The sequence below is a fragment of the Cupriavidus sp. GW823-FHT07B10 genome (genome assembly GCF_058794355.1).
Genome location: NZ_JBXAGS010000002.1, coordinates 343,994 through 363,906 on the forward strand (window position 1 = coordinate 343,994; position 19,913 = coordinate 363,906).

At 68.9% G+C, this 19,913-nt stretch carries 12 protein-coding genes; 10 read left to right on the forward strand and 2 right to left on the reverse strand.

The features are described 5' to 3' along the window. Positions 1 to 227 precede the first annotated feature (227 nt). The 10 genes from AC1Q6V_RS06420 (at position 228) to AC1Q6V_RS06465 (ending at position 15,142) form a co-directional block, all read left to right on the forward strand. Positions 228 to 866: a YiaD family glycine zipper/OmpA-like lipoprotein gene (locus AC1Q6V_RS06420; protein ID WP_010813856.1), complete on the forward strand. Its 639-nt coding sequence runs from the start codon at positions 228 to 230 to the stop codon at positions 864 to 866. 288 nt (positions 867 to 1,154) lie between these two features. Continuing rightward, complete coding sequence (gene metG / locus AC1Q6V_RS06425) at positions 1,155 to 3,215, forward strand: methionine--tRNA ligase (RefSeq protein WP_011615922.1); 2,061 nt, start codon at positions 1,155 to 1,157, stop codon at positions 3,213 to 3,215. Between the two features lie 354 nt (positions 3,216 to 3,569). Continuing rightward, positions 3,570 to 6,896, forward strand: a complete 3,327-nt coding sequence (locus AC1Q6V_RS06430; protein WP_010814893.1) for an acetyl-CoA carboxylase family protein — start codon at positions 3,570 to 3,572, stop codon at positions 6,894 to 6,896. 46 nt (positions 6,897 to 6,942) lie between these two features. Continuing rightward, positions 6,943 to 8,676 (forward strand): AMP-binding protein, encoded by a 1,734-nt coding sequence (locus tag AC1Q6V_RS06435; RefSeq protein WP_058697767.1) that lies wholly within the window; start codon positions 6,943 to 6,945, stop codon positions 8,674 to 8,676. Between the two features lie 121 nt (positions 8,677 to 8,797). Further along, the gene (locus tag AC1Q6V_RS06440; protein ID WP_010814895.1) at positions 8,798 to 9,589 is read left to right on the forward strand and encodes an IclR family transcriptional regulator; all 792 of its coding nucleotides are present in this window, start codon (positions 8,798 to 8,800) and stop codon (positions 9,587 to 9,589) included. Positions 9,590 to 9,648: 59 nt separating this feature from the next. Beyond that, positions 9,649 to 11,250, forward strand: a complete 1,602-nt coding sequence (locus AC1Q6V_RS06445; protein WP_454749630.1) for an ABC transporter substrate-binding protein — start codon at positions 9,649 to 9,651, stop codon at positions 11,248 to 11,250. Positions 11,251 to 11,319: 69 nt separating this feature from the next. Then, positions 11,320 to 12,231: an ABC transporter permease gene (locus AC1Q6V_RS06450; RefSeq protein ID WP_010814897.1), complete on the forward strand. Its 912-nt coding sequence runs from the start codon at positions 11,320 to 11,322 to the stop codon at positions 12,229 to 12,231. After that, complete coding sequence (locus tag AC1Q6V_RS06455; RefSeq protein WP_010814898.1) at positions 12,224 to 13,117, forward strand: ABC transporter permease; 894 nt, start codon at positions 12,224 to 12,226, stop codon at positions 13,115 to 13,117. The genes AC1Q6V_RS06450 and AC1Q6V_RS06455 overlap by 8 nt, the downstream gene beginning before the upstream one ends. Continuing rightward, positions 13,114 to 14,160, forward strand: coding sequence for an ABC transporter ATP-binding protein (locus AC1Q6V_RS06460; RefSeq protein WP_010814899.1), 1,047 nt, complete (start codon positions 13,114 to 13,116; stop codon positions 14,158 to 14,160). Before AC1Q6V_RS06455 ends, AC1Q6V_RS06460 begins: the two co-directional genes overlap by 4 nt. Before the next feature lie 16 nt (positions 14,161 to 14,176). Continuing rightward, positions 14,177 to 15,142, forward strand: a complete 966-nt coding sequence (locus AC1Q6V_RS06465; protein WP_011615927.1) for an ABC transporter ATP-binding protein — start codon at positions 14,177 to 14,179, stop codon at positions 15,140 to 15,142. 15 nt (positions 15,143 to 15,157) lie between these two features. On the opposite strand, the gene bamE is transcribed toward AC1Q6V_RS06465, so the two are convergent. Both bamE and AC1Q6V_RS06475 read right to left on the reverse strand, forming a co-directional pair. After that, complete coding sequence (gene bamE / locus AC1Q6V_RS06470) at positions 15,158 to 15,706, reverse strand: outer membrane protein assembly factor BamE domain-containing protein (RefSeq protein WP_010814901.1); 549 nt, start codon at positions 15,704 to 15,706, stop codon at positions 15,158 to 15,160. Positions 15,707 to 15,749: 43 nt separating this feature from the next. Further along, positions 15,750 to 19,898: a translocation/assembly module TamB domain-containing protein gene (locus AC1Q6V_RS06475; RefSeq protein WP_454749631.1), complete on the reverse strand. Its 4,149-nt coding sequence runs from the start codon at positions 19,896 to 19,898 to the stop codon at positions 15,750 to 15,752. Between the last annotated feature and the right edge of the window lie 15 nt (positions 19,899 to 19,913).

Below are 19,913 nucleotides of genomic sequence, written 5' to 3' on the forward strand. Positions count from 1 at the left end.
ATAGGGTGTGGGATTACAGACATTTACAAATCTCACAAGCTTGCACTTGTGCGCGCGCCGCCATATCCATATTGTAGTGCGGTTGGTCGGCCCGGTACGCCGGCACCGCAGGCGGTGCCCGGGCCGGCCGGGCCCGACGCGTACAAAGGGTTACCTGCCGCTAGCCTTGGCGTTACCATCGCGATGCGGTACCAAGAACATTTACGGGAACATCAGAAGGAGAAAGCATGAAGATCAAGCTCGTTACTGTCTCGCTCACCGCTGCCACGCTGCTGGCCGCAGGTTGCGCCACTGAACAGCAAACCCATACGGCAGTCGGCACCGGCGTGGGCGCCGCGGTCGGCGCCGGGCTTGGCAACCTGATCGGCGGCAATACCACCGGCACGCTGGTGGGCGCGGCAGTGGGCGGTGCCATCGGCGGCGCAACCGGCTACAACTGGAACGCCATCCGCGGCAAGCTGAACAAGGACACCGCGGGCACGGGCACCCAGATCACCGAGCAGCCGGATGGCACGCTCAAGGTCAACATCCCCAGCCAGGTTACCTTCGATACCGACAGCGCCACCATCAAGCCGTCGTTCCGCTCGGTGCTCGACCAGGTCGCGCAGACCCTGGGCCAGCACCAGGACGTGAGCGCCAACGTGGTGGGCCATACCGACAGCACCGGCAACCCCAACTACAACATGCAGCTGTCGCAGCGCCGCGCCCAGAGCGTGGCCGGCTACCTGGGTGATCGCGGCGTCGCACGCAACCGACTGACGGCCGAAGGGCGCGGGCAATCCCAGCCGGTTGCGGACAACGGCACTGAGGCCGGACGGGCACAAAATCGCCGCGTCGAAATTTTTTTGAAACCAATTCAAGGATGACCTAGTCATAGAAACAGGTGCCGCTTGCCACCGTTGCTGGCTCGCGATGGGTGGCTGACCTCCCGGGCGGTACCTGATTTCTCCTCCTTTTCCGTTGTGGAAAGCTGCGCCGGTTCTGACCGGCGCTTTTTTTTGGCCGAACGGATCCGTGGGTTTCGCCATTCCGCCATGCGGAACCGGCGCGCAGGCGCTGGCCAGTTGCTAAAATAGCCCCTTCCCGGCACGCGCCCTCCCTTCCTGGCTGGCGCCGTCCCCTGATATTTCCCCGCTCCTGACCGGCTCCTGTTTATGACCGCACGTCGCATCCTCGTCACATCCGCCCTGCCTTATGCCAACGGCCAGATCCATATCGGCCACCTGGTGGAATACATCCAGACCGATATCTGGGTGCGTTTCCAGCGCATGATGGGCAACGAGGTCTACTACGTCGGCGCCGACGACACCCACGGCACGCCGGTCATGCTGCGCGCCGAGAAGGAAGGCATCACACCCAAGGCACTGATAGACCGCGTCTGGACCGAGCACAAGCGCGACTTCGACAGCTTCCTGGTGTCGTTCGACAACTACTACAGCACCGACGCTGAAGAAAACCGCGAGCTGTGCGAAAAGATCTACCTGGCCCTGAAGGCCGAGGACCTGATCGCCGAGCGCGAGGTCGAACAGTTCTTCGACCCGGTCAAGAACATGTTCCTGCCGGACCGCTTCATCAAGGGCGAGTGCCCCAAGTGCGGCGCCAAGGACCAGTACGGCGACTCGTGCGAGGTCTGCGGCACCACCTATGTGCCGACCGACCTGAAGAACCCGTATTCGGTGGTGTCCGGCGCCACGCCGGTGCGCAAGTCGTCGGCCCATTACTTCTTCAAGCTGTCCGATCCGCGCTGCGAGACCTTCCTGCGCGAATGGGTGGCCGACCTGGCCCAGCCCGAGGCCGCCAACAAGATGCAGGAATGGCTGGGCGCCGAGGGCGAGGCCTCGACCCTGTCCGACTGGGACATCTCGCGCGATGCGCCCTACTTCGGCTTCGAGATCCCCGGCGCGCCCGGCAAGTACTTCTACGTGTGGCTGGACGCCCCGATCGGCTACTACGCCAGCTTCCAGAACCTGGCCGCGAAGAAGGGCATCGACTTCGACGCCTGGGTCGGCCCGCATTCGACCGCCGAGCAGTACCACTTCATCGGCAAGGACATCCTGTACTTCCACACGCTGTTCTGGCCGGCGATGCTGCGCTTCTCGGGCTACCGCACCCCGACCAATGTGTTCGCCCACGGCTTCCTGACCGTGGACGGCGCCAAGATGAGCAAGTCGCGCGGCACCTTCATCACCGCGCAGAGCTATGTCGACACCGGCATGAATCCGGAATGGCTGCGCTACTACTTCGCCGCCAAGCTCAACGCGAGCATGGAAGACCTCGACCTGAACCTCGATGACTTCATTGCGCGCGTGAACAGCGACCTGATCGGCAAGTACGTCAATATCGCCAGCCGCGCCGCGGGCTTCCTGGTCAAGCGTTTCGAAGGCAAGGTCGACGAGGCCGCGCTGGCCCACCCGCTGCTCGAACAGCTGCGCCAGGCCGCACCGCAGGTCGCCCACCTCTATGAAGCCCGCGAGTACAGCAAGGCGTTGCGCCTGGTGATGGAGCTGACCGATGCGGTCAACGCCTTCGTCGACACCGAGAAGCCGTGGGAACTGGCCAAGGACGAAAACAAGCGCGCGGCGCTGCATGCGGCGTGCTCGGTCTCGCTGGAAGCCTTCCGCCTGCTGACGGTCTACCTGAAGCCGGTGGTGCCGAACGTGGCTGCCGGCGTTGAGCGCTTCCTGAACGTCGAGCCGTTGGACTGGCGTGCCATCGACAAGCAGCTGTCGGCCGCCAGCCCGGTGCAGGCCTACCAGCACCTGATGACGCGCGTCGATGCCAAGCAGGTCGACGCGCTGCTGGCTGCCAACCGCGAATCGCTGCAGGCAACCGCGGCGCCGGCCGCCGCGGGCGCGGCGATCGAGCCGATCGCCGACACCATCACCATCGACGACTTCGCCAAGGTGGACCTGCGCGTCGCGAAGATCGTCGAATGCCAGAAGGTGGAAGGTTCGAACAAGCTGCTGCAGCTGACGCTGGATCTGGGCGAAGGCCGCACCCGCAATGTGTTCTCCGGCATCCAGTCGGCCTACACGCCGGAGCAGCTGGTCGGCAAGCTGACCGTGGTGGTGGCCAACCTGGCCCCGCGCAAGATGAAGTTCGGCGTGTCCGAAGGCATGGTGCTGGCTGCGTCTGCGGCGGATGAGAAGGCCACGCCGGGCCTGTATATCCTGGAACCGCACGAGGGCGCGGTGCCGGGCATGCGCATCGGCTGAAGCAGGGCACTCATTGCCGTTCCCCTCTCCCGCTGGCGGGAGAGGGCGGCAAACCCGCGGTAACGCCATGTTCCGCGCGTCCCATCGGTAGCGATCCAAGGCCAGCCGGGCCTCTGGATCGACCCGCCACACCGCCCGAGATTCTGCAATGCAGAACAGAACGGGCAGCACCCCTCCTCCCCCTCGCTCGCGCGCTATGCACGCGCGGCATGTCATACATGGTTCTGGCGCATCGCGCTTGTGACCCCTGGACGAGCCGCGTAGATTCCACCTCGCAGAATCACAAACCAAAAAACAGAAGCCGGCCACGCAACGCTGCTTGCGCGACGCCGCTTCGCATGGAAGGGGACATTTGTGAAGAAGCTCCTGATCGCCAATCGTGGCGAGATCGCGTTGCGCGTGCAGCGCGCCGCACGAGACCTTGGCATCGCCACCGTGGCGGTCTATGCCACCGACGACGATGCCAGCCGGCACCGCCTGCTGGCCGACGAAGCTGTCGCGCTGCAGGGCCAGGGGGCCGCTGCCTATCTCGACATTCCCGCCATCATCAGCGCAGCGCGCGCCACCGGCTGCGACGCCATCCACCCTGGCTATGGCTTTCTCAGCGAGCGCGCCGACTTTGCCAGCGCTTGCGCAGCCGCGGAGATCATCTTTGTCGGCCCCGAGCCCGAACAGCTGGCCCTGTTCGGCGACAAGGGCCGCGCGCTGGCGCTGGCCGCGCGCTGCGGCATACCGGTGATGCCCGCCACCGCGGGCGGCGCCACGCTCGATGCGGTGACCGCATTCTTCGACGAACAGGACGGCGCCGGCGTGGTGCTCAAGGCGGTGGGCGGCGGCGGCGGGCGCGGCATGCGCGTGGTGCGCGAGCGCGACGCGCTGCCCGAAGCCTATGCGCGCTGCCGCTCCGAAGCACGCTCGGCCTTCGGCATCGATGCCATCTACGCCGAACGGCTGGTGGCCCGCGCGCGCCATATCGAAGTGCAGATCGCCGGCGACGGCCACCATGTGATCGCACTGGGCGAGCGTGACTGCACGCTGCAACGCCGCTTCCAGAAAGTGGTCGAGATCGCGCCCAGCCCGGCGCTCGATCCCGCGCTGCGCCGGCGCATTGTCGATGCCGCCTGCACGCTGGCGCGCGAAGCGCGCTACCGCAGCCTGGGCACGTTTGAATTCCTGGTCGAAGAGCCCGAGGACGGTGCGCGCCGCGATGGCGCGGCCCTGCCCTTTGTCTTTATCGAAGCCAACCCGCGCCTGCAGGTCGAGCACACCGTCACCGAGCAGGTCACCGGCGTGGACCTGGTGGCCGTGCAGCTGGGGCTGGCCGAAGGCCGGCGCCTGGCGGAACTGGGGCTGGACCCGCAGCACCCGCCGCGCGTGCGCGGCTATGCCATCCAGGTGCGCGTGAATGCCGAGGCCACCGACGCGCAAGGGCTGGCACGTCCGGCACAGGGGCGGCTGGAGCGTTTCGATCCGCCCACCGGGCCGGACGTGCGCGTCGACACCCACGGCTATACCGGCTATGCACCGTCCGCGCATTACGACACGCTGCTGGCCAAGCTGATCGTCACTTCGGCCAGCGACAACTTCGCTGACGCAGTGCGGCGCCTGCAGCGCGCGCTCGGGGAATTCAATATCGGCGGCATCGTCACCAACCTCGACCTGCTGCGGGCGCTGGCCGAGCGCGACGACTTTGCCAGCCAGCACGTGCATACGCGCTATATGGAAGCCGCGCTGCCCGCCCTGCTGGAACGCGCCGCGCAGATTGCGGCGCAGGACGCGGCGCGGCAGGCCCTCGCAGGAGGCAGCGCCCCCAGGGTGGCGGCACCTTCCAGCACGGCAAGCTTCGAGGAGCGACTGGGCGAGGGCCTGTGCGCGGTGCGCGCGTCCATGAACGGACGCGTGATCGAACTGGCGCGCGAGAACGACCTGGTCAAGGCCGGCCAGACCGTGGCCGTGCTCGATGCGATGAAGATGGAACATGCCATCGTGGCCGAGCATGCGGGCCGCGTGATCGACCTGCGCACCGCTTCCGGCGAGCAAGTCGCCGAGGGCCAGGTCATGCTGGTGCTGGAGCCTGCCGACGCCGGCGCCCATGCCGATGGCGAGGCCGAGCACACCGACCCGTCGGCGATCCGCGCCGACCTGCAGCGCGTGCTCGACCGCCATGCCTTCCTGTACGACGCGGCCCGCCCCGAGGCCGTGGCACGCCGCCATGCGCGCGGCCAGCGCACCGCGCGCGAAAACGTCGACGACCTGTGCGATGCCGGCAGCTTCCGCGAATACGGCGGCCTGGCGCTGGCGGCACAGGCCAGCCGGCGCAGCGAGGCCGACCTGATCGCCAACACCCCTGCCGACGGGCTGATCACCGGCACCGGCGCCGTCAACGGCAGCCTGTTCGCACCGGAGCGCGCGCGCTGCGCGGTGCTGGCCTACGACGCCACCGTGCTGGCCGGCACCCAGGGCAAGCGCAACCATATCAAGACCGACCGCATCCTGGAGGTGGCGCTGCGGAACCGGCTGCCCACGGTGATCTTTGCCGAAGGCGGCGGCGGCCGCCCGGGCGACATCGACTTCCCCACCGTGGCCGGCCTGTACCAGCCTTCGTTCGCCGCCTTCGCCGAGCTCAGCGGCGAAGTGCCGGTGGTGGGCATCGCCTCCGGGCGCTGCTTTGCCGGCAATGCCGCGCTGCTGGGCTGTTGCGACCTGATCATCGCCACGCGCAACGCCAATATCGGCATGGCCGGCCCGGCCATGATCGAGGGCGGCGGCCTGGGCGTGTTCCGCCCCGAGGATATCGGCCCGGCCACGGTGCAGTACCACAACGGCGTGGTCGACCTGCTGGTCGACGATGAGGCCGACGCGGTGGCCGCGGCCAGGCATTACCTGTCGATGTTCCAGGGCCGTGTCGACGACTGGCAGGCGCCTGACACGCTGGCGCTGCGCCAGGTGGTGCCGGAAAACCGCCTGCGCGTCTACGACACGCGCGCCGCCATCGCCGGCCTGGCCGACGCGGGCAGCGTGCTGGAACTGCGCGCCGGCTTCGGCACCGGCATCCACACCGCGCTGGCGCGCATCGAAGGCCGGCCCGTCGGCATTCTCGCCAACAACCCGCGCCACCTCGGCGGCGCCATCGATGCCGACGCCGCCGACAAGGCCGCGCGCTTCATGCAGGTGTGCAATGCGCACGGGCTGCCGATCGTGTCGCTGATCGACACGCCGGGCTTCATGGTGGGCCCGGAGGTCGAGGCCCGCGCCCAGGTGCGCCATGTGTCGCGCATGTTCGTCGCCGGCGCCAAGCTGCGCGTGCCGTTCCTGGCGGTGGTACTGCGCAAGGGCTACGGCCTGGGCGCGATGGCGATGGCCGCGGGCGGCTTCCGCGCGCCAACCTTCACGGTCTCGTGGCCAACCGGCGAATTCGGCGGCATGGGCCTGGAGGGCGCGGTGCGGCTGGGCTTCCGCAAGGAGCTGGAAGCGCTGCCGGCCGGCCCGCAGCGCGATGCGCTGTACCAACAGCTGGTGGCGCAGATGTACGAGCGCGGCCATGCCATCAACGCCGCTGCGGCATTGGAGCTGGACGCCGTGATCGACCCCGCCGCCACCCGCCAGTGGGTGGTCAGCGGGCTCGAGGCCGGTGCCGCCAATCCCCAGCGCCCGATGCGCACCTTCGTCGACGCCTGGTAGGCGCGGCGGCGGACAGAACCAGAGCGAAAGCAAGAGGAGACAGCAGATGAACGAACAGGCGTTCTTCGAGGACCTGGAAGCCCGGCATCGCAAGATCTGGCCCGCAGGCCTGCCCGACGCACCGGTCTACCCCCATGGCGAGGCCCCGCTGGGCGACTACCTGCGCGCGTGGGCGCGCAAGCGCCCGGACCACGCCGCGCTGGTCTGGTACGGCACCACCGTGACCTATGCCGAGCTCGACAACCTGTCCGAGCGCTGCGCCGCGCTGCTCAAGGGCCGCGGCGTGGGCGCGGGCGACCGGGTAGCGGTGATGATGGGCAACTGCCCGCAGTTCCACGTGGTCTTCTACGGCATCCTGAAGCTGGGCGCGGTCTATGTGCCGGTCAACCCGCTCTTCAAGGAACAGGAGCTGGTCTACGAACTGAACGATGCCGGCGCCACCACCGTCATCGTGCAGGACCAGCTTGCGCCGCTGCTGATGTCGGTGCGCGCGCAGACGCGGCTGCGCACCGTCTACACCACCAGTGCCGGCGCGATGTTGCCGGCACAGCCGGACCTGCCGCTGCCAGCGGGCCTCGACGCGCCCCCGCTGACCGTGGAAGGCACCATCGACCTGCTGCGGGCACTGCGCGACACCGCGCCGGTCGCACTGCCCCCGGTCGACATGGACGCGCTGGCCGCACTGAACTACACCGGCGGCACCACCGGCCTGCCCAAGGGCTGCATGCACACGCAGCGCGACATGGTCTACACCGCGGCGGCTTCCTACGCGCTCACCGGCGGTGTCGATGCGGAACGGCTGGCAGAAGGCTCCGGCGACGTGATGCTGAACTTCCTGCCGATGTTCTGGATCGCGGGCGAGAACCTCGGGCTGATCTACCCGATCTTCAGCGGCGCGACCGTGGTGCTGCTGGCGCGCTGGGACCCGGTCGCGGTGATGGCCGCGATCGAGCGCTATCGCGTCAACCGCACCTTCGTGGTGGTCGACAACGCGGTCGAGCTGATGAACCACCCCGAATCCGGCCGCTACGACCTGCGTTCGCTGCAGCACACGCGCGCCGCCTCGTTCATCCGCAAGATCACCCCCGACATCCGCCAGCGCTGGCACGCGCTGACCGGCAGCATCATCGCCGAAGGCGCCTGGGGCATGACCGAGACCCATACCAGCGACACCTTCACCACCGGCATGCAGGACGACGACATGGACCTGCGCGGCCGCCCGGTCTTTGTCGGCCTGCCGGTGCCGGGCACGCGCATCAAGATCTGCGACTTCGACACCGGCGCGGTGCTGCCGGTCGGCGCGGAAGGCGAGATCGTGGTCAGCACGCCGTCGCTGTTCAAGGGCTACTGGGGCCGCCCCGACGTCGATGCCGAGGTATTCCGCGACGGCTGGTTCCGCACCGGCGATATCGGTGCCTATGACGAGGCGGGCTACCTGCATTTCCTGGGACGGCGCAAGGAGATGCTCAAGGTGCGCGGCATGAGCGTGTTCCCGTCCGAGCTGGAGGTGCTGCTGTCGCGCCACCCGGCGGTGCTGGGGTCGGCCGTGGTCGGCCGCCCCGACCCGGACAAGGGCCAGGTGCCGGTGGCCTTTATCCGCCTGCGCGCCGAGCACGCCGACGGCATCACTGCCGACACGCTGCATGCATGGTGCCGCGAGCAGATGGCGGTCTACAAGGTGCCCGAGATCCGCATCCTGCCCGAGTTCCCGCTGACCGCCACCGGCAAGGTGCGCAAGGTCGAGCTGCAGGCCTTGCTGGATACCGAGGCCGGCGGCTGAACGGGACCGCTGTCGGGTAGTACCGCCGTACCGGACCAGGACGCCGCGCGCGCGTCCGGCACGCCTGCGCGTCGAGCAAGCGCGGCTGGCGTGCAACGGCACAACGAGGGAGCCAACGGTTATGCAGGACCGATCCACCGGCAATGCCTTCAAGGAAGACCGCCACTTCGTCACCGCGCTGGCGCGCGGGCTGGAAGTGCTGGCCTGCTTCCGCACCAGCGACCGCGTGCTCGGCAACCAGGAAATCGCCCGGCGCTGCGGACTGCCCAAGTCGACCGTATCGCGCCTGACCTCCACCCTGACCCGGCTGGGCTATCTGGCGCAGGCCGAAGGCAGCCACAAGTACAGCCTGGGCACGGCCTGCCTGCGGCTGGGCAGCGCCATGCTGTCGCGGCTGGACATCCGCAAGGTGGCGCGACCGCTGATGCAGGAGCTGGCGGACTTTTCCGGCGGCACGGTGTCGCTGGGCACGCGCGACCGGTTCTCGATGATCTATGTCGAGCACTGCCGCAGCTGCGCCGCGATTGCGCTGACGCTCGATACCGGCTCGCGCATTCCGGTCGCCACCTCGGCCATCGGCCGCGCCTGGCTGGCGGTGGTGCCGGACGAAGAGCGGCAGGCCTTCATGGAACAGGTGCGCGACGTCGACGACATGGCATGGCCGCGCCTGCGCCAGGGCATCGAACAGGGCCTGGCGGACCACCTCACCCTGGGCGTGACCTGCTCGATGGGCGAGTGGCAGCCGGACGTCAACGGCATTGCGCGCGGCTTCGAGCCCGGCCATGGCATGCCGCCCATGGCGATCAACGTGGGCGGACCGTCGTTCCGGCTGTCCCCGTCATTCCTGCTCGACGAGGTGCGCCCGCGCCTGCTGGAGGTGGTACGCCAGCTGGAAGGCAGCTTCCCGCGCTGAGCGCATCCGTTGTTCACACCAACAGCGCCGCCACGAGACGGCGCAACAGGAGGAGCACCATGCAAGTAAAGTTGACCGACGCCGCCCGGCGCCGCCTGCTGGCCGGCATGCTGGCCGCCGCCACCGTCCCCGCGGCCCAGGCCGCCCCGCCCTCGCCGGCCACCGGCAGCCTCACCGTCGCCTTCGGCGCGGAGTCGACCACGCTCGATCCGGTCAAGATCTCGGCCGGCGTCGACCACTACTTTGTCGGCCAGATCTTCGAGATGCTGGTGCGCCGCAATGCCGCGCTCAAGGACGAGAACTGGCTGGCGGAGAACTGGAAGCTGGAAACCGGCAAGGACGGCAAGCCCGTGCTCGACGTGCAGCTGCGCAAGGGCGTGCGCTTCCACAACGGCGACCCGCTGACCTCCGAGGACCTCGAGTTCTCCTGGCAACGCCAGCGCGACCCCAAGAGCAGCTTCTTCTCGCACTATGTCTCGTCGGTCGAGCGTTTCGAGATCGTGGATGCGCACCGCTTCAGGCTGCATTTCAAGGAGCCGGATGCGCAGTTCATCGTCGGCAACATGCAGCTGTGGGCCATGCCCAAGAAGTACATCCAGAAGGTCGGCGAAGAAGAGTTCGCCCGCAAGCCGGTCGGCACCGGGCCATGGAAGTTTGTCTCGCGCACGGTCAAGGACGAGCTGAAGCTGGAAGCCTTTGACGGCTACTGGAACAAGGAGAAACGGCCCGGCGTCAAGGAGCTGACCATCAAGGTGATTCCCGAGGACCTGACCCGGGTGGCGGCCTTCAAGACCGGCAAGGTCGATTTCATCGACAACGTACCGCCTTCGATGGTCGAAGAGTTCAAGAAGATGCCGGGCGTGAAGACCGTCACGCTGGTGAGCGGCAACAACCTCTTCCTCAATTTCAATACGCAGATGCCGAAGTCGCCGTTCAACGATGTGCGCGTGCGGCAGGCGGCCGCGCACGCCATCGATGTCGACGCCATCATCAAGCGCGTGCTGTTCGGCCAGGGCGAGCGCTATGCGCAGGTGGGCAAGGAGTCGAATGGCTACGACCCCGAGCTCAAGCCCTACGCCTTCGACCAGAAGCGTGCGCGCGAGCTGCTCAGGCAGGCGGGCTACCCCAATGGCTTCGAGACCCCCTGCTACAACCTCACCACGCCGCGCGAACCTGGCGTGAAGGAAGTGGGCGAAGCCATGTATGCCTACCTGAGTTCCGTGGGCATCCGCTGCCAGGTGCGCAACCTGGAGTACGGGGCCTGGATCAGCCTGGGCAAGCGCGGCCGCTCGGGCCCGCCGGAGATGGACGGCGTGCTGAGCTGGATGTGGTCGCAGGGCCTGCCCGGCGACCCGGGCCTGGCCTGGTCCGGCCATTTGCACAGCTACCAGGGCGGCGGCGGCTGGGGCACCTATTCCTACACCAGCGACCCCGAGGTCGACGCGCTGCTGGAGAAGCAGCGCCAGACCATGGACCCCGCGGCGCGCACCGCGCTGCTGCGCCAGATCGCGCGGCTCAAGCAGGAGCGCGTGCTGGGTGGCCTGCCGACCTACCGGCCGCTGGTGACCTTTGCCTGGCGCGACAACAAGATCGACTACGTGCCCTGGCCCATCCGCGACTACTGGCGCTCGTTCCAGGAAGTCAGCTGGAAGCAGCGCTGATCCGCCGCCGCGCCCGGCGCCCGTGCCGGGCGCGGCATTCCCGCTGACGAATCTCCGACGGAGCCTGTCATGCCTATTGCAAAACGCGTGCTGCACGGCCTGATCAGCATTCTTGGCGCGAGCGTGATCATCTTCCTGATCTCGCGCCTGTCCGGCGACCCGCTTGCCTTGCTGCTGCCGGCCGACGCGCCGCCGCAGGTGATCGAGGCAACGCGCCGCCATCTCGGCCTGGACCAGCCCCTGGTGGCGCAGTACCTGGTCTTCCTCGGCCATGCCGTCACCGGCGACTTCGGCAACTCCTACCGCTGGCAGGAACCGGCACTGGGGCTGATCCTGGAGCGGCTGCCGGCCACGGTGGAGCTGGCGCTGGCCGCGCTGGGCTTCTCGATTGCGATGGCGGTGCCGTTCGGCGTGCTGTCGGCGGTCTACCGCGGCTCCTGGTTCGACCGCTTTGCCAAGGTCTTCGCCATGCTCGGCCAGGCCATGCCCAACTTCTGGGTCGGACTGCTGCTGATCCTGTTCTTCGCGGTGCAGCTGAACTGGCTGCCCGCGTTCGGGCGCGATTCGTGGAACAGCCTGGTGCTGCCCGCGATTGCGCTGGGCTGGTATCCGGTGGCGGCGCAGACCCGCGTGGTGCGCTCGGCCATGCTGGATGTGCTGGACAGCGACTACATCCGCATGGGCCGCGCCATGGGCCTGCCCGAGCGCGTGCTGATCTGGAAGTACGCGCTGCGCAACGCGGCGATTCCGCTGGTGACCATCCTCGGCGTGTACTTCGCGGCGATGCTGGGCGGCGCCTTCGTGGTCGAAGTCATCTTCGCCTGGCCAGGCGTTGGCCGCACCGTGGTCGAGGCCGTGTTCGCGCGCGATTTTCCCGTGGTGCAGGCGGGCGTGATGCTCACCTCTGTGCTGTTCGTGCTGTCCAACCTGCTGGTCGACCTGAGCTACGGCCTGATCGACCCGAGGATCCGCCATGCCTGAGATCGCCGCTCCTCCCGCCAGCGCCACGGCGGCGCCGGCCCGCAAGCGCCAGCGGCGTGACCTGGGTGGCCTGCCCTGGTTTGCGCTGGCAATCTTCCCGGTGCTGCTGGTCTGCGCCATCGGCGGCGAGGCGCTGCTGCCGCACGACCCCAACGGCCTCGACCTCGGCCTGGCCTTCCAGCCGCCGGCCTGGCTGGAGGGCGGCAGCTGGGCCTATCCGCTGGGCACCGACAACATGGGGCGCGACCTGCTCTCGCGCATCATGGCCGGCACGCGCATCTCGCTGGTGGTCGCGCTGTACGCCATCCTGATCTCGGGCGGCATCGGCACCGCCGCCGGCATGCTGGCCGGCTACTTCGGCGGGCGCCTGGACGCGCTCATCATGCGGCTGGTCGATATCCAGATGTCGATCCCCGCGCTGGCGCTGGCGCTGGTGCTGGCCGCGGTGCTGGGCCCGGGCTTCAATACCGTGGTGCTGGTGATCGTGGTGACCTACTGGACCTGGTACGCGCGCATCGTGCGCGGCGAGGTGATGTCGCTCAAGCAGCGCGACTACGTGGCGCTGGCGCGCGTGGCCGGCTGCGGCACGCTCACCATCTTCCGCCGCCACCTGCTGCCCAACCTGCTCAACACCCTGCTGGTGCTGGCCACGCTGCAGGTGGGCCAGGTGATCATCTTCGAGGCCTCGCTCAGCTTTCTCGGCCTCGGCATCCAGCAACCCGATGTGTCGTGGGGGCTGATGCTGGCCGATGCGCGCAACTACATCACCAACGCGTGGTGGGCCATCACCATGCCCGGACTGGCCATCATGGCCACCTGCCTGGCGTCCAACCTGCTGGGCGACTGGCTGCGCGACCACTTCGACCCGAAAAGGAGGCAGCTATGACCGGCCCCGACCCGCACGTGACGCAACGCCCGTCGCCAACGCCCGCCGCCGGGGGCTCCCCCCGCGGCGCGCCCATGCTGTCGGTGCAGGGGCTGACCACGCACCTAGGACTGCGCCGCGGCACGGTGCGCGCCGTGGACGGCGTCGACCTGCACGTGCATGAAGGCGAGACCCTGGGCGTGGTGGGCGAATCCGGCTCTGGCAAGTCCATGACCATTCTGTCCATCCTGCGCCTGCTGCCGCGCCAGGGCGGCGTGCAACTGGGCGGCAAGGTGCTGCTCGATGGCGTGGACCTGCTGCAGCTGCCCGAGAAGACCATGAGCACGCAGTACCGCGGCCGCAAGATCGCGATGATCTCGCAGGACCCGCTGACCTCGCTGAACCCGGTCTTCACGGTGGGCGACCAGGTCGGCGCGCCGCTGCGCTACCATGGCCGCGCCGACAGCCGCGAGGCGCGCCGGCGCCAGGTGGTGCAGGTGCTGGACAGCGTGCGCATCCCCTCGCCCGAGACGCGGCTGGACGACTATCCGCACCAGTTCAGCGGCGGCATGCGCCAGCGCGTGGTGACCGGCATGGCCATTGCCAGCGCGCCGCGCCTGCTGGTGGCGGACGAACCCACCTCGGCACTGGACGTGACCATCCAGGTGCAGATCATGGCGCTGTTCCGCAAGATCCAGGCGCAGACCGGTGTCGGCATCATCCTGATCACGCACGACCTGGGCGTGGCGGCCAGCATCTGCCACCGGGTGGCGGTGATGTACGCCGGGCGCATTGTCGAGACCGGCGATGTGCGCACGCTGTACCAGCGCCCCGCCCATCCCTACACGCAGGCCCTGCTCCAGGCCATTCCCCACTTCGGCGAAAAACGCGAGCGGCTCTACGCCATCCAGGGCAGCCCGCCCAGCCTGATCGACCCGCCGCACGGCTGCCGCTTCGCGGCGCGCTGCCCGCACCGCAAGCCGCTGTGCGATGACGCCTATCCCCCCGAGATCGAACTTGAATCCGGCCACAAGGTCAGCTGCTGGCTGGCTTCGGCCGGCTGAGAACCCAGGAGGCGCCATGCTGCTCGAAGTCGAAAACCTGAAGAAGCATTTCCCCGCGCGCGGCGGCGGCACAGTGCGCGCCGTCGACGGCGTCAGCTTTGCCGTGGATGCCGGCCAGACCTATGCGCTGGTGGGCGAGTCCGGCTGCGGCAAGACCACCATCGCCAGGCAGCTGCTGCTGCTTGAGCGCCCCAGCGCCGGCACCATCCGCTTCGACGGCCAGGACGTACTGGCGCTGGACCGCAAGGGCGTGCTGGGCTACCGGCGCCAGGTGCAGGCGGTGTTCCAGGACCCGTCGTCCTCGCTCAATCCGCGCCTGAAAGTGGGCATGCTGCTGGCCGAGCCGCTGCTTGCGCACGGCCAGGGCGGCGACCGCGCCGCGCTGCGCCGGCGGCTGCTGGAGCTGCTGGAGATCGTCGGCCTGCCGCCCGGCGCGCTCGACCTGTACCCGCACGAGTTCAGCGGCGGCCAGCGCCAGCGCATTGCCGTGGCGCGCGCGCTGGCGCTGCAGCCGCGGCTGATCGTGCTGGACGAGCCCACCTCGGCACTGGATGTCTCGATCCGGGCGCAGATCGTCAACCTGCTGTCCGATATCCAGCGCAGCTTCGGCCTGGCCTATGTGGTGATCGCCCATGACCTGGCGCTGGTGGAGCACTTCAGCTCGGCCGTGGGCGTGATGTACCTGGGCAATATGGCCGAAAGCGGGCCCAGCGCCGCGGTGTTCAGCACCCCGCGCCACCCCTACACGCAGGCATTGCTGGGCTCGGCGCCGCGGCCCGACCCCGACCACCAGCCGGCCGAGGGGCTGATCCTGGGCGATATCGGCTCGGCGCTGAACCCGCCAGCGGGCTGCAAGTTCCATCCGCGCTGCCCGCGCGCGGTGCCGGCCTGCGCCACCGAGATCCCCCGCATGCTGCGGCTGGACCCGGCCGCCGGCTCAGCCGCGCCGGCGCACGTGGCCGCCTGCCACCTGCTCCATTGACCGCCGGGGCATGCGTCAGCCGCCCTGCATCTTCGACGGATCGTCGCTGCGCGAGGTCGTGGTGACGGTGCCGTCGCTGTTGAAATGCACGTTGAAGAAGGCCTTGTCGGTGGCGGTTTCCATCCAGCGGTAGCCCCACACCTCTTCCTTCTTCAGCGCAAATGCCTCCACCTTGGTGGGCTTGCCCAGCAGGCGGCGGATGTCGTCCTTGCTCATGCCGGCGCGCACGCGGGCGAAGTTCTCGGCCGACAGCACCTGCTCGATCTTCGCGACCTTGCCATCGGCACTGATGGTGACCATCCAGGTGGTGGTGCCCTCGGGGCCGCGCGGGTATTCAAGCCGGCGCCCGCCGTCCGCTTCTTCCCAGACGATCTCCGGCTTGCCGGCCTGGCGCCGCAGGTCTTCCTCGGTGGACTGACCGGGGACGATGCCCTTGAACAGCTCGCTGTCGGGCTTGATCGCGTTCCAGGTGTTGCGGGCGGTCTCGCCCGCCTTCTTCATGGCTTCATCGACCTTCTGCTGGTCGCAGCCGAACAGCGCAAGCAAAGAGGCAAAGAGTCCCATGGCGGCAAGGCGTCGCGGCGACGCGAAAGTGGCGGGGCGTCCGTCAGCGGCGCACGGGCTCGGCAATGGCTGCCGAGGCAGCCTGTGCCGCGCTGTCGGGACTGGTTGGCTGGCTCTCATCCTGCTGGCTCCTTCTGGTGTCGCTGCGACCCGAGGTCCCGCTGAACAGGTTCGCCCAGCTGTCGAAGCGGCGGTTGAACAAGACCGACAAACCGTTGATGGACCCGCCCTTGGCAATCAGCGACCAGCGCCGTGAAAACTGCCAGGTCAGCTTCACCACGTTCGAGGCCGATGTCAGGCTTTGCTCATAGCCTACCGACATACGCTCGGTAATGGCCTTGCCCATGCTGACCACCTGCTGGTCATTGAGACCCGCGGTGCTGGGCCCGATCGAGAATTCGTCGATGCCGAAATGCTGCACGATGCCCTTGCCGGCCTTGCCGCCGATCATGCCCAGCGCCGCGCCGCCCAGCGCGGCGCCACCCAGCTGGCGCTGCTGGCCGGCACCGGCGCTTTCGGCGCCGTAGCCGAACATCAGCCACGAGAGCTTATCCTCATCCGGCACATTGGGTTCCGACACCAGCCGCACGCGCGGCAGCCGCACCGTGCCGGTCACCTCCACGCCCGCCTCCACTTCCTGGTTGCGGCGCATGGCGCGGATGTTCATGTTCGGGTTGTCGATCGGGCCGTTGAAATTGATGATGCCGCGCTCGATGTCCAGCTTGCGCCCGAAGGCTTCATAGGTGCCGTCGGTCACGCGCACCGTGCCGGTGGCCTTCATCGGTACCAGGGGTTCGCTCTTGACACCCATCTGGCCGGCCAGCAACAGGTCCGCGCCCGCGCCCCGGAAGCGGAAGTTGTTGCCCAGGTCCACGGTCAGGTCGATCACCGGGCTGAACTTGCTTGCCGGCTTGGTCTCCGGCGCCTGCGTGGCGGCAGTCTTAACGGCGCGCTGGTCCTTGCGCCGGATCACCACCACATCGTCGCCCAGCACCGGCGCGCCGGCCTTGGGCAGGTCGAACAGGCCGCGGTCGACATGGATCTTGCCGCGGATCACGACCTGCTTGTTCTCGTTGGCGATGGTGGCGTCGCCCGAGACCACCAGCGTGCGCTCGGGGCTGGCGAACAGCTGCAGCTTGTCGGCGACGATCTTGCCGGTCAGGTTGGGATCGGCCTCGCCCAGCTTGACGTTGCCGGTGGCCGTGATCTTGCCGTCGCCGCCGTGGAATTCCACGTGCTTGAGCTCGACCGTGTTCTGGTCCAGCACCACGCGCACAGTGCCGTCGGTCAGGCGCAGGCCCAGGTCGTACAGCGTGACGGCGAGGTTGTCGCCGTCGACGGTGCCGGTCAGCAGCGGCGCGCCGATCGTGCCGGCCAGGCGCATCGCCGCGGCCAGTTTGCCGTCGAAAGCGTACTGCGGGCCTGTCAGCGCTTCCAGCGATTTCAGCCGCGGCACGTCGACGGTGACCGTGCCGCCCAGGGTCGAGGCCGGGCCCACGGTCTGCAGCCCCTGCTCCTGCACCAGTCCGGCGGAGGCGTCCACCACCACCTTGCCGATGCGGCCCGACACCATGCCGCCGCGCATTGCGATACGGTTGCCGCCGGCGTCGGCGCGCAGGCTGGTCTCGCCCAGGCCGAGCGTGGTGAAGCCCCGGCCGGCGTTGACCGAGAGGTCGCCGCTGCGCCGGCGCAGTTCGGCAAAGCCGGTCGCGGTCTCGGCCAGCGCCAGGTTCCAGCGGCCGTCGATGACCAGGTCGGAGCGCACCGGCGGCTTCTCGCCGGTGATGGTTTCCATCAGTTCCAGCACATGGCCCACCTGCAGGCCGTCCAGGCTGCCCGCGCTGCGGATGCGGCCGTGGTCCCAGTCCAGGCTGTCGATGGTCAGCGTGGCGCGGTCCAGCAGCAGGCGCGCCGCGCCCAGGCGCACCCGCTGGTCGGCCACCAGCAGCTGCGTCGGCGCGGCCAGGCGCAGGTTGACGGTGCCGCGCTCTTCCAGCGTGCGGATGGTGCCGTTCCAGCCGTCCTTGCCCTTCCACGCGCCCTGCCCCGCCAGCGCCAGCTGCAATGGCCGCTTGTTCAGGCTGCCGGCCGCCTTGACGTCGAAGGTATGGTTGGCCTGGGTGCCGTCGAGCGTGGCGTCGAGCGTGCTCAGGCTGGCCTGCGGGCCGCGGTAGTCGCGCGCGGCCAGCTGCACCGAGAGCGGGCCGTCCAGGCCGCCGCGCACCTCGGCGCGGCCGCTGGCGCTGGCCACCTTGTGCGGGCCCACTTCCAGCGCCTGCGCGTTGTAGTCGGCCACCACTTCGGGTTTCTTCAGCGTGCCGGTGATGGTGGCGTCGAGCTTGAGCTTGCCGGCCACGCCAAACTTGAGCCGCTCCAGCTGCGGCGCATCGACCGCCAGCTTGAGCGCATCGCCGCGCGCGCCGAAGCTGCCGCGCAGGTTGGCCTGGTTGCCGGCCATGCTGAGCGAAGCCTCGCTCGGCAAGAGCCGCTCGTCGGCCAGGCGCACCTTGCCGCCGCCGGTCATCGGCAGGCCCGCGTATTCGCTCTCATGCACGGCGAAATCCAGCGCCACACCGAGTTCGGGCGCGATCTCGCCGGTCGCGGTGAAGTCCGCATTGATGCGGCCGGCGGCAACCTTGGCCAGGCGCGAGGGATCGAACGAGGCCAGCTTGCCCTTGAAGCTGAACGGCTGCTTGTCCTTCAGGCCGAGCTTGCCTTCCGCGGTCAGCAAACCCGGCCCCACCGCGGCGCGCAGCGTGGCCAGCGTGAGCGCCTCGGCATCGATGCTGGCATCGGCGAAAAGCTTGAGCGGCCCGCCCGACAGGTCCAGCGCCACGCTTTGCCGGCCCGGCTCCATCCGCACCACCACCGGGCCGGACAGGCTGGCGCTGGTCAGCGAGCCATGCAGCGCGGCCGGGTCCAGCTTGCGCACGTCCAGGTCGAAACCGCCACGGCCGCCGCGCAGCGAACCGCCGCCGGAGATCTCGGCCTTGCCGGCCAGCGCCACGCGCAGGTCCGAGACGGCCTGTGCCATCTCGCTCAGCTCGACATGGGCGCGCACCGACTGCACCGGCAGCCGCTCCTTGTCCAGCGGACCGGCTTCCAGGTTGCTGATCTCGATGTCGCCGGCGACAGCCAGCGGTGCGGGCGCAGGCGCGGCCGCAGGGGCGGATGCGGAGACCCCCGATGCCGCCGGGGGGGCCGATGCCGACACGGCGCTGGCCGCCTGCGCGCCGGCAGCCGCCGCCACGCCGCCCACCGGCTGCAGTTCGGCATGCACGGTCAGGTTGGCCTGTGGCGCCGACGGGCTGAACAGGCGCGGGTTGATGCGATCGCCATCGACCAGCAGGTGCGTGAACGGCACCTTGCCGAACGGCGTCAGGTCGGCGCCGGCGCGCAGGTGGATGCGGTCGCCGCTGGCCTGCAGCTCGGCTCGCAGCGCGTCCAGGTTGCCCTTGGCGGTGGCGTTGACGGCAAAGGATTCATCCTGCCAGCTGCTCTCCAGCAAGGCTTCGGCGCTGAGCGCGAACGGGGCGCGTGCGCCCAGCTGGGCGTTGGCTGCCAGCTTGCCGTATGGTGTTTCCAGCTTGTCCACGCTGACGCGGTGGCGCTGGCCGTCGCTGTGCAGCGCGCCGGCCAGGTTGCTGAACACCATCGGCTCGGCCGTGGGCGCCGTGCCCTGCAGCAGCGACAGCCGCTCAAGCGTCAGCGAATCGACATCGATGGCCAGCGGCAGTTCGAGCGAGGTGGGCTTCTGCATCGGCTCGGTGCTCGGCTCGGACGGGCCGAGCTTCACTTCGGCCTTGCCAATGCGCAGCCACTGCACGTGCAGGCGCCGCGCCTGCCAGCCGAGCACCCAGTTGCCATCCACGCGGTCCACCGCCACGCGCGTCTGGCCGCTGGCGAACACCACGTCGCGCAGGCGCAGGCCGTGCGCCACGGTGCCGCCTTCCAGCCGGCCGCTGAGCATGCCGGCCGACAGCCGCGTGGCCAGCGTCCACAGGTGGCGGGTGCCGGTCTCGGTGCGCAGCGCCGCCACGCCCGCCGCCGCCAGCGCCACCATCAGCAGCAGCAGGATGCCGACCAGCCAGGCCAGCACGCGCCACAGCCGCCGCCGCTTGCGCGGCGCGGGCGGGATCGGGGTCCGGGCCGAATCGCCGCCGGGCACCGAAGGCAGATCGTGGGCGCTCATGCCGGCATCCGGGTC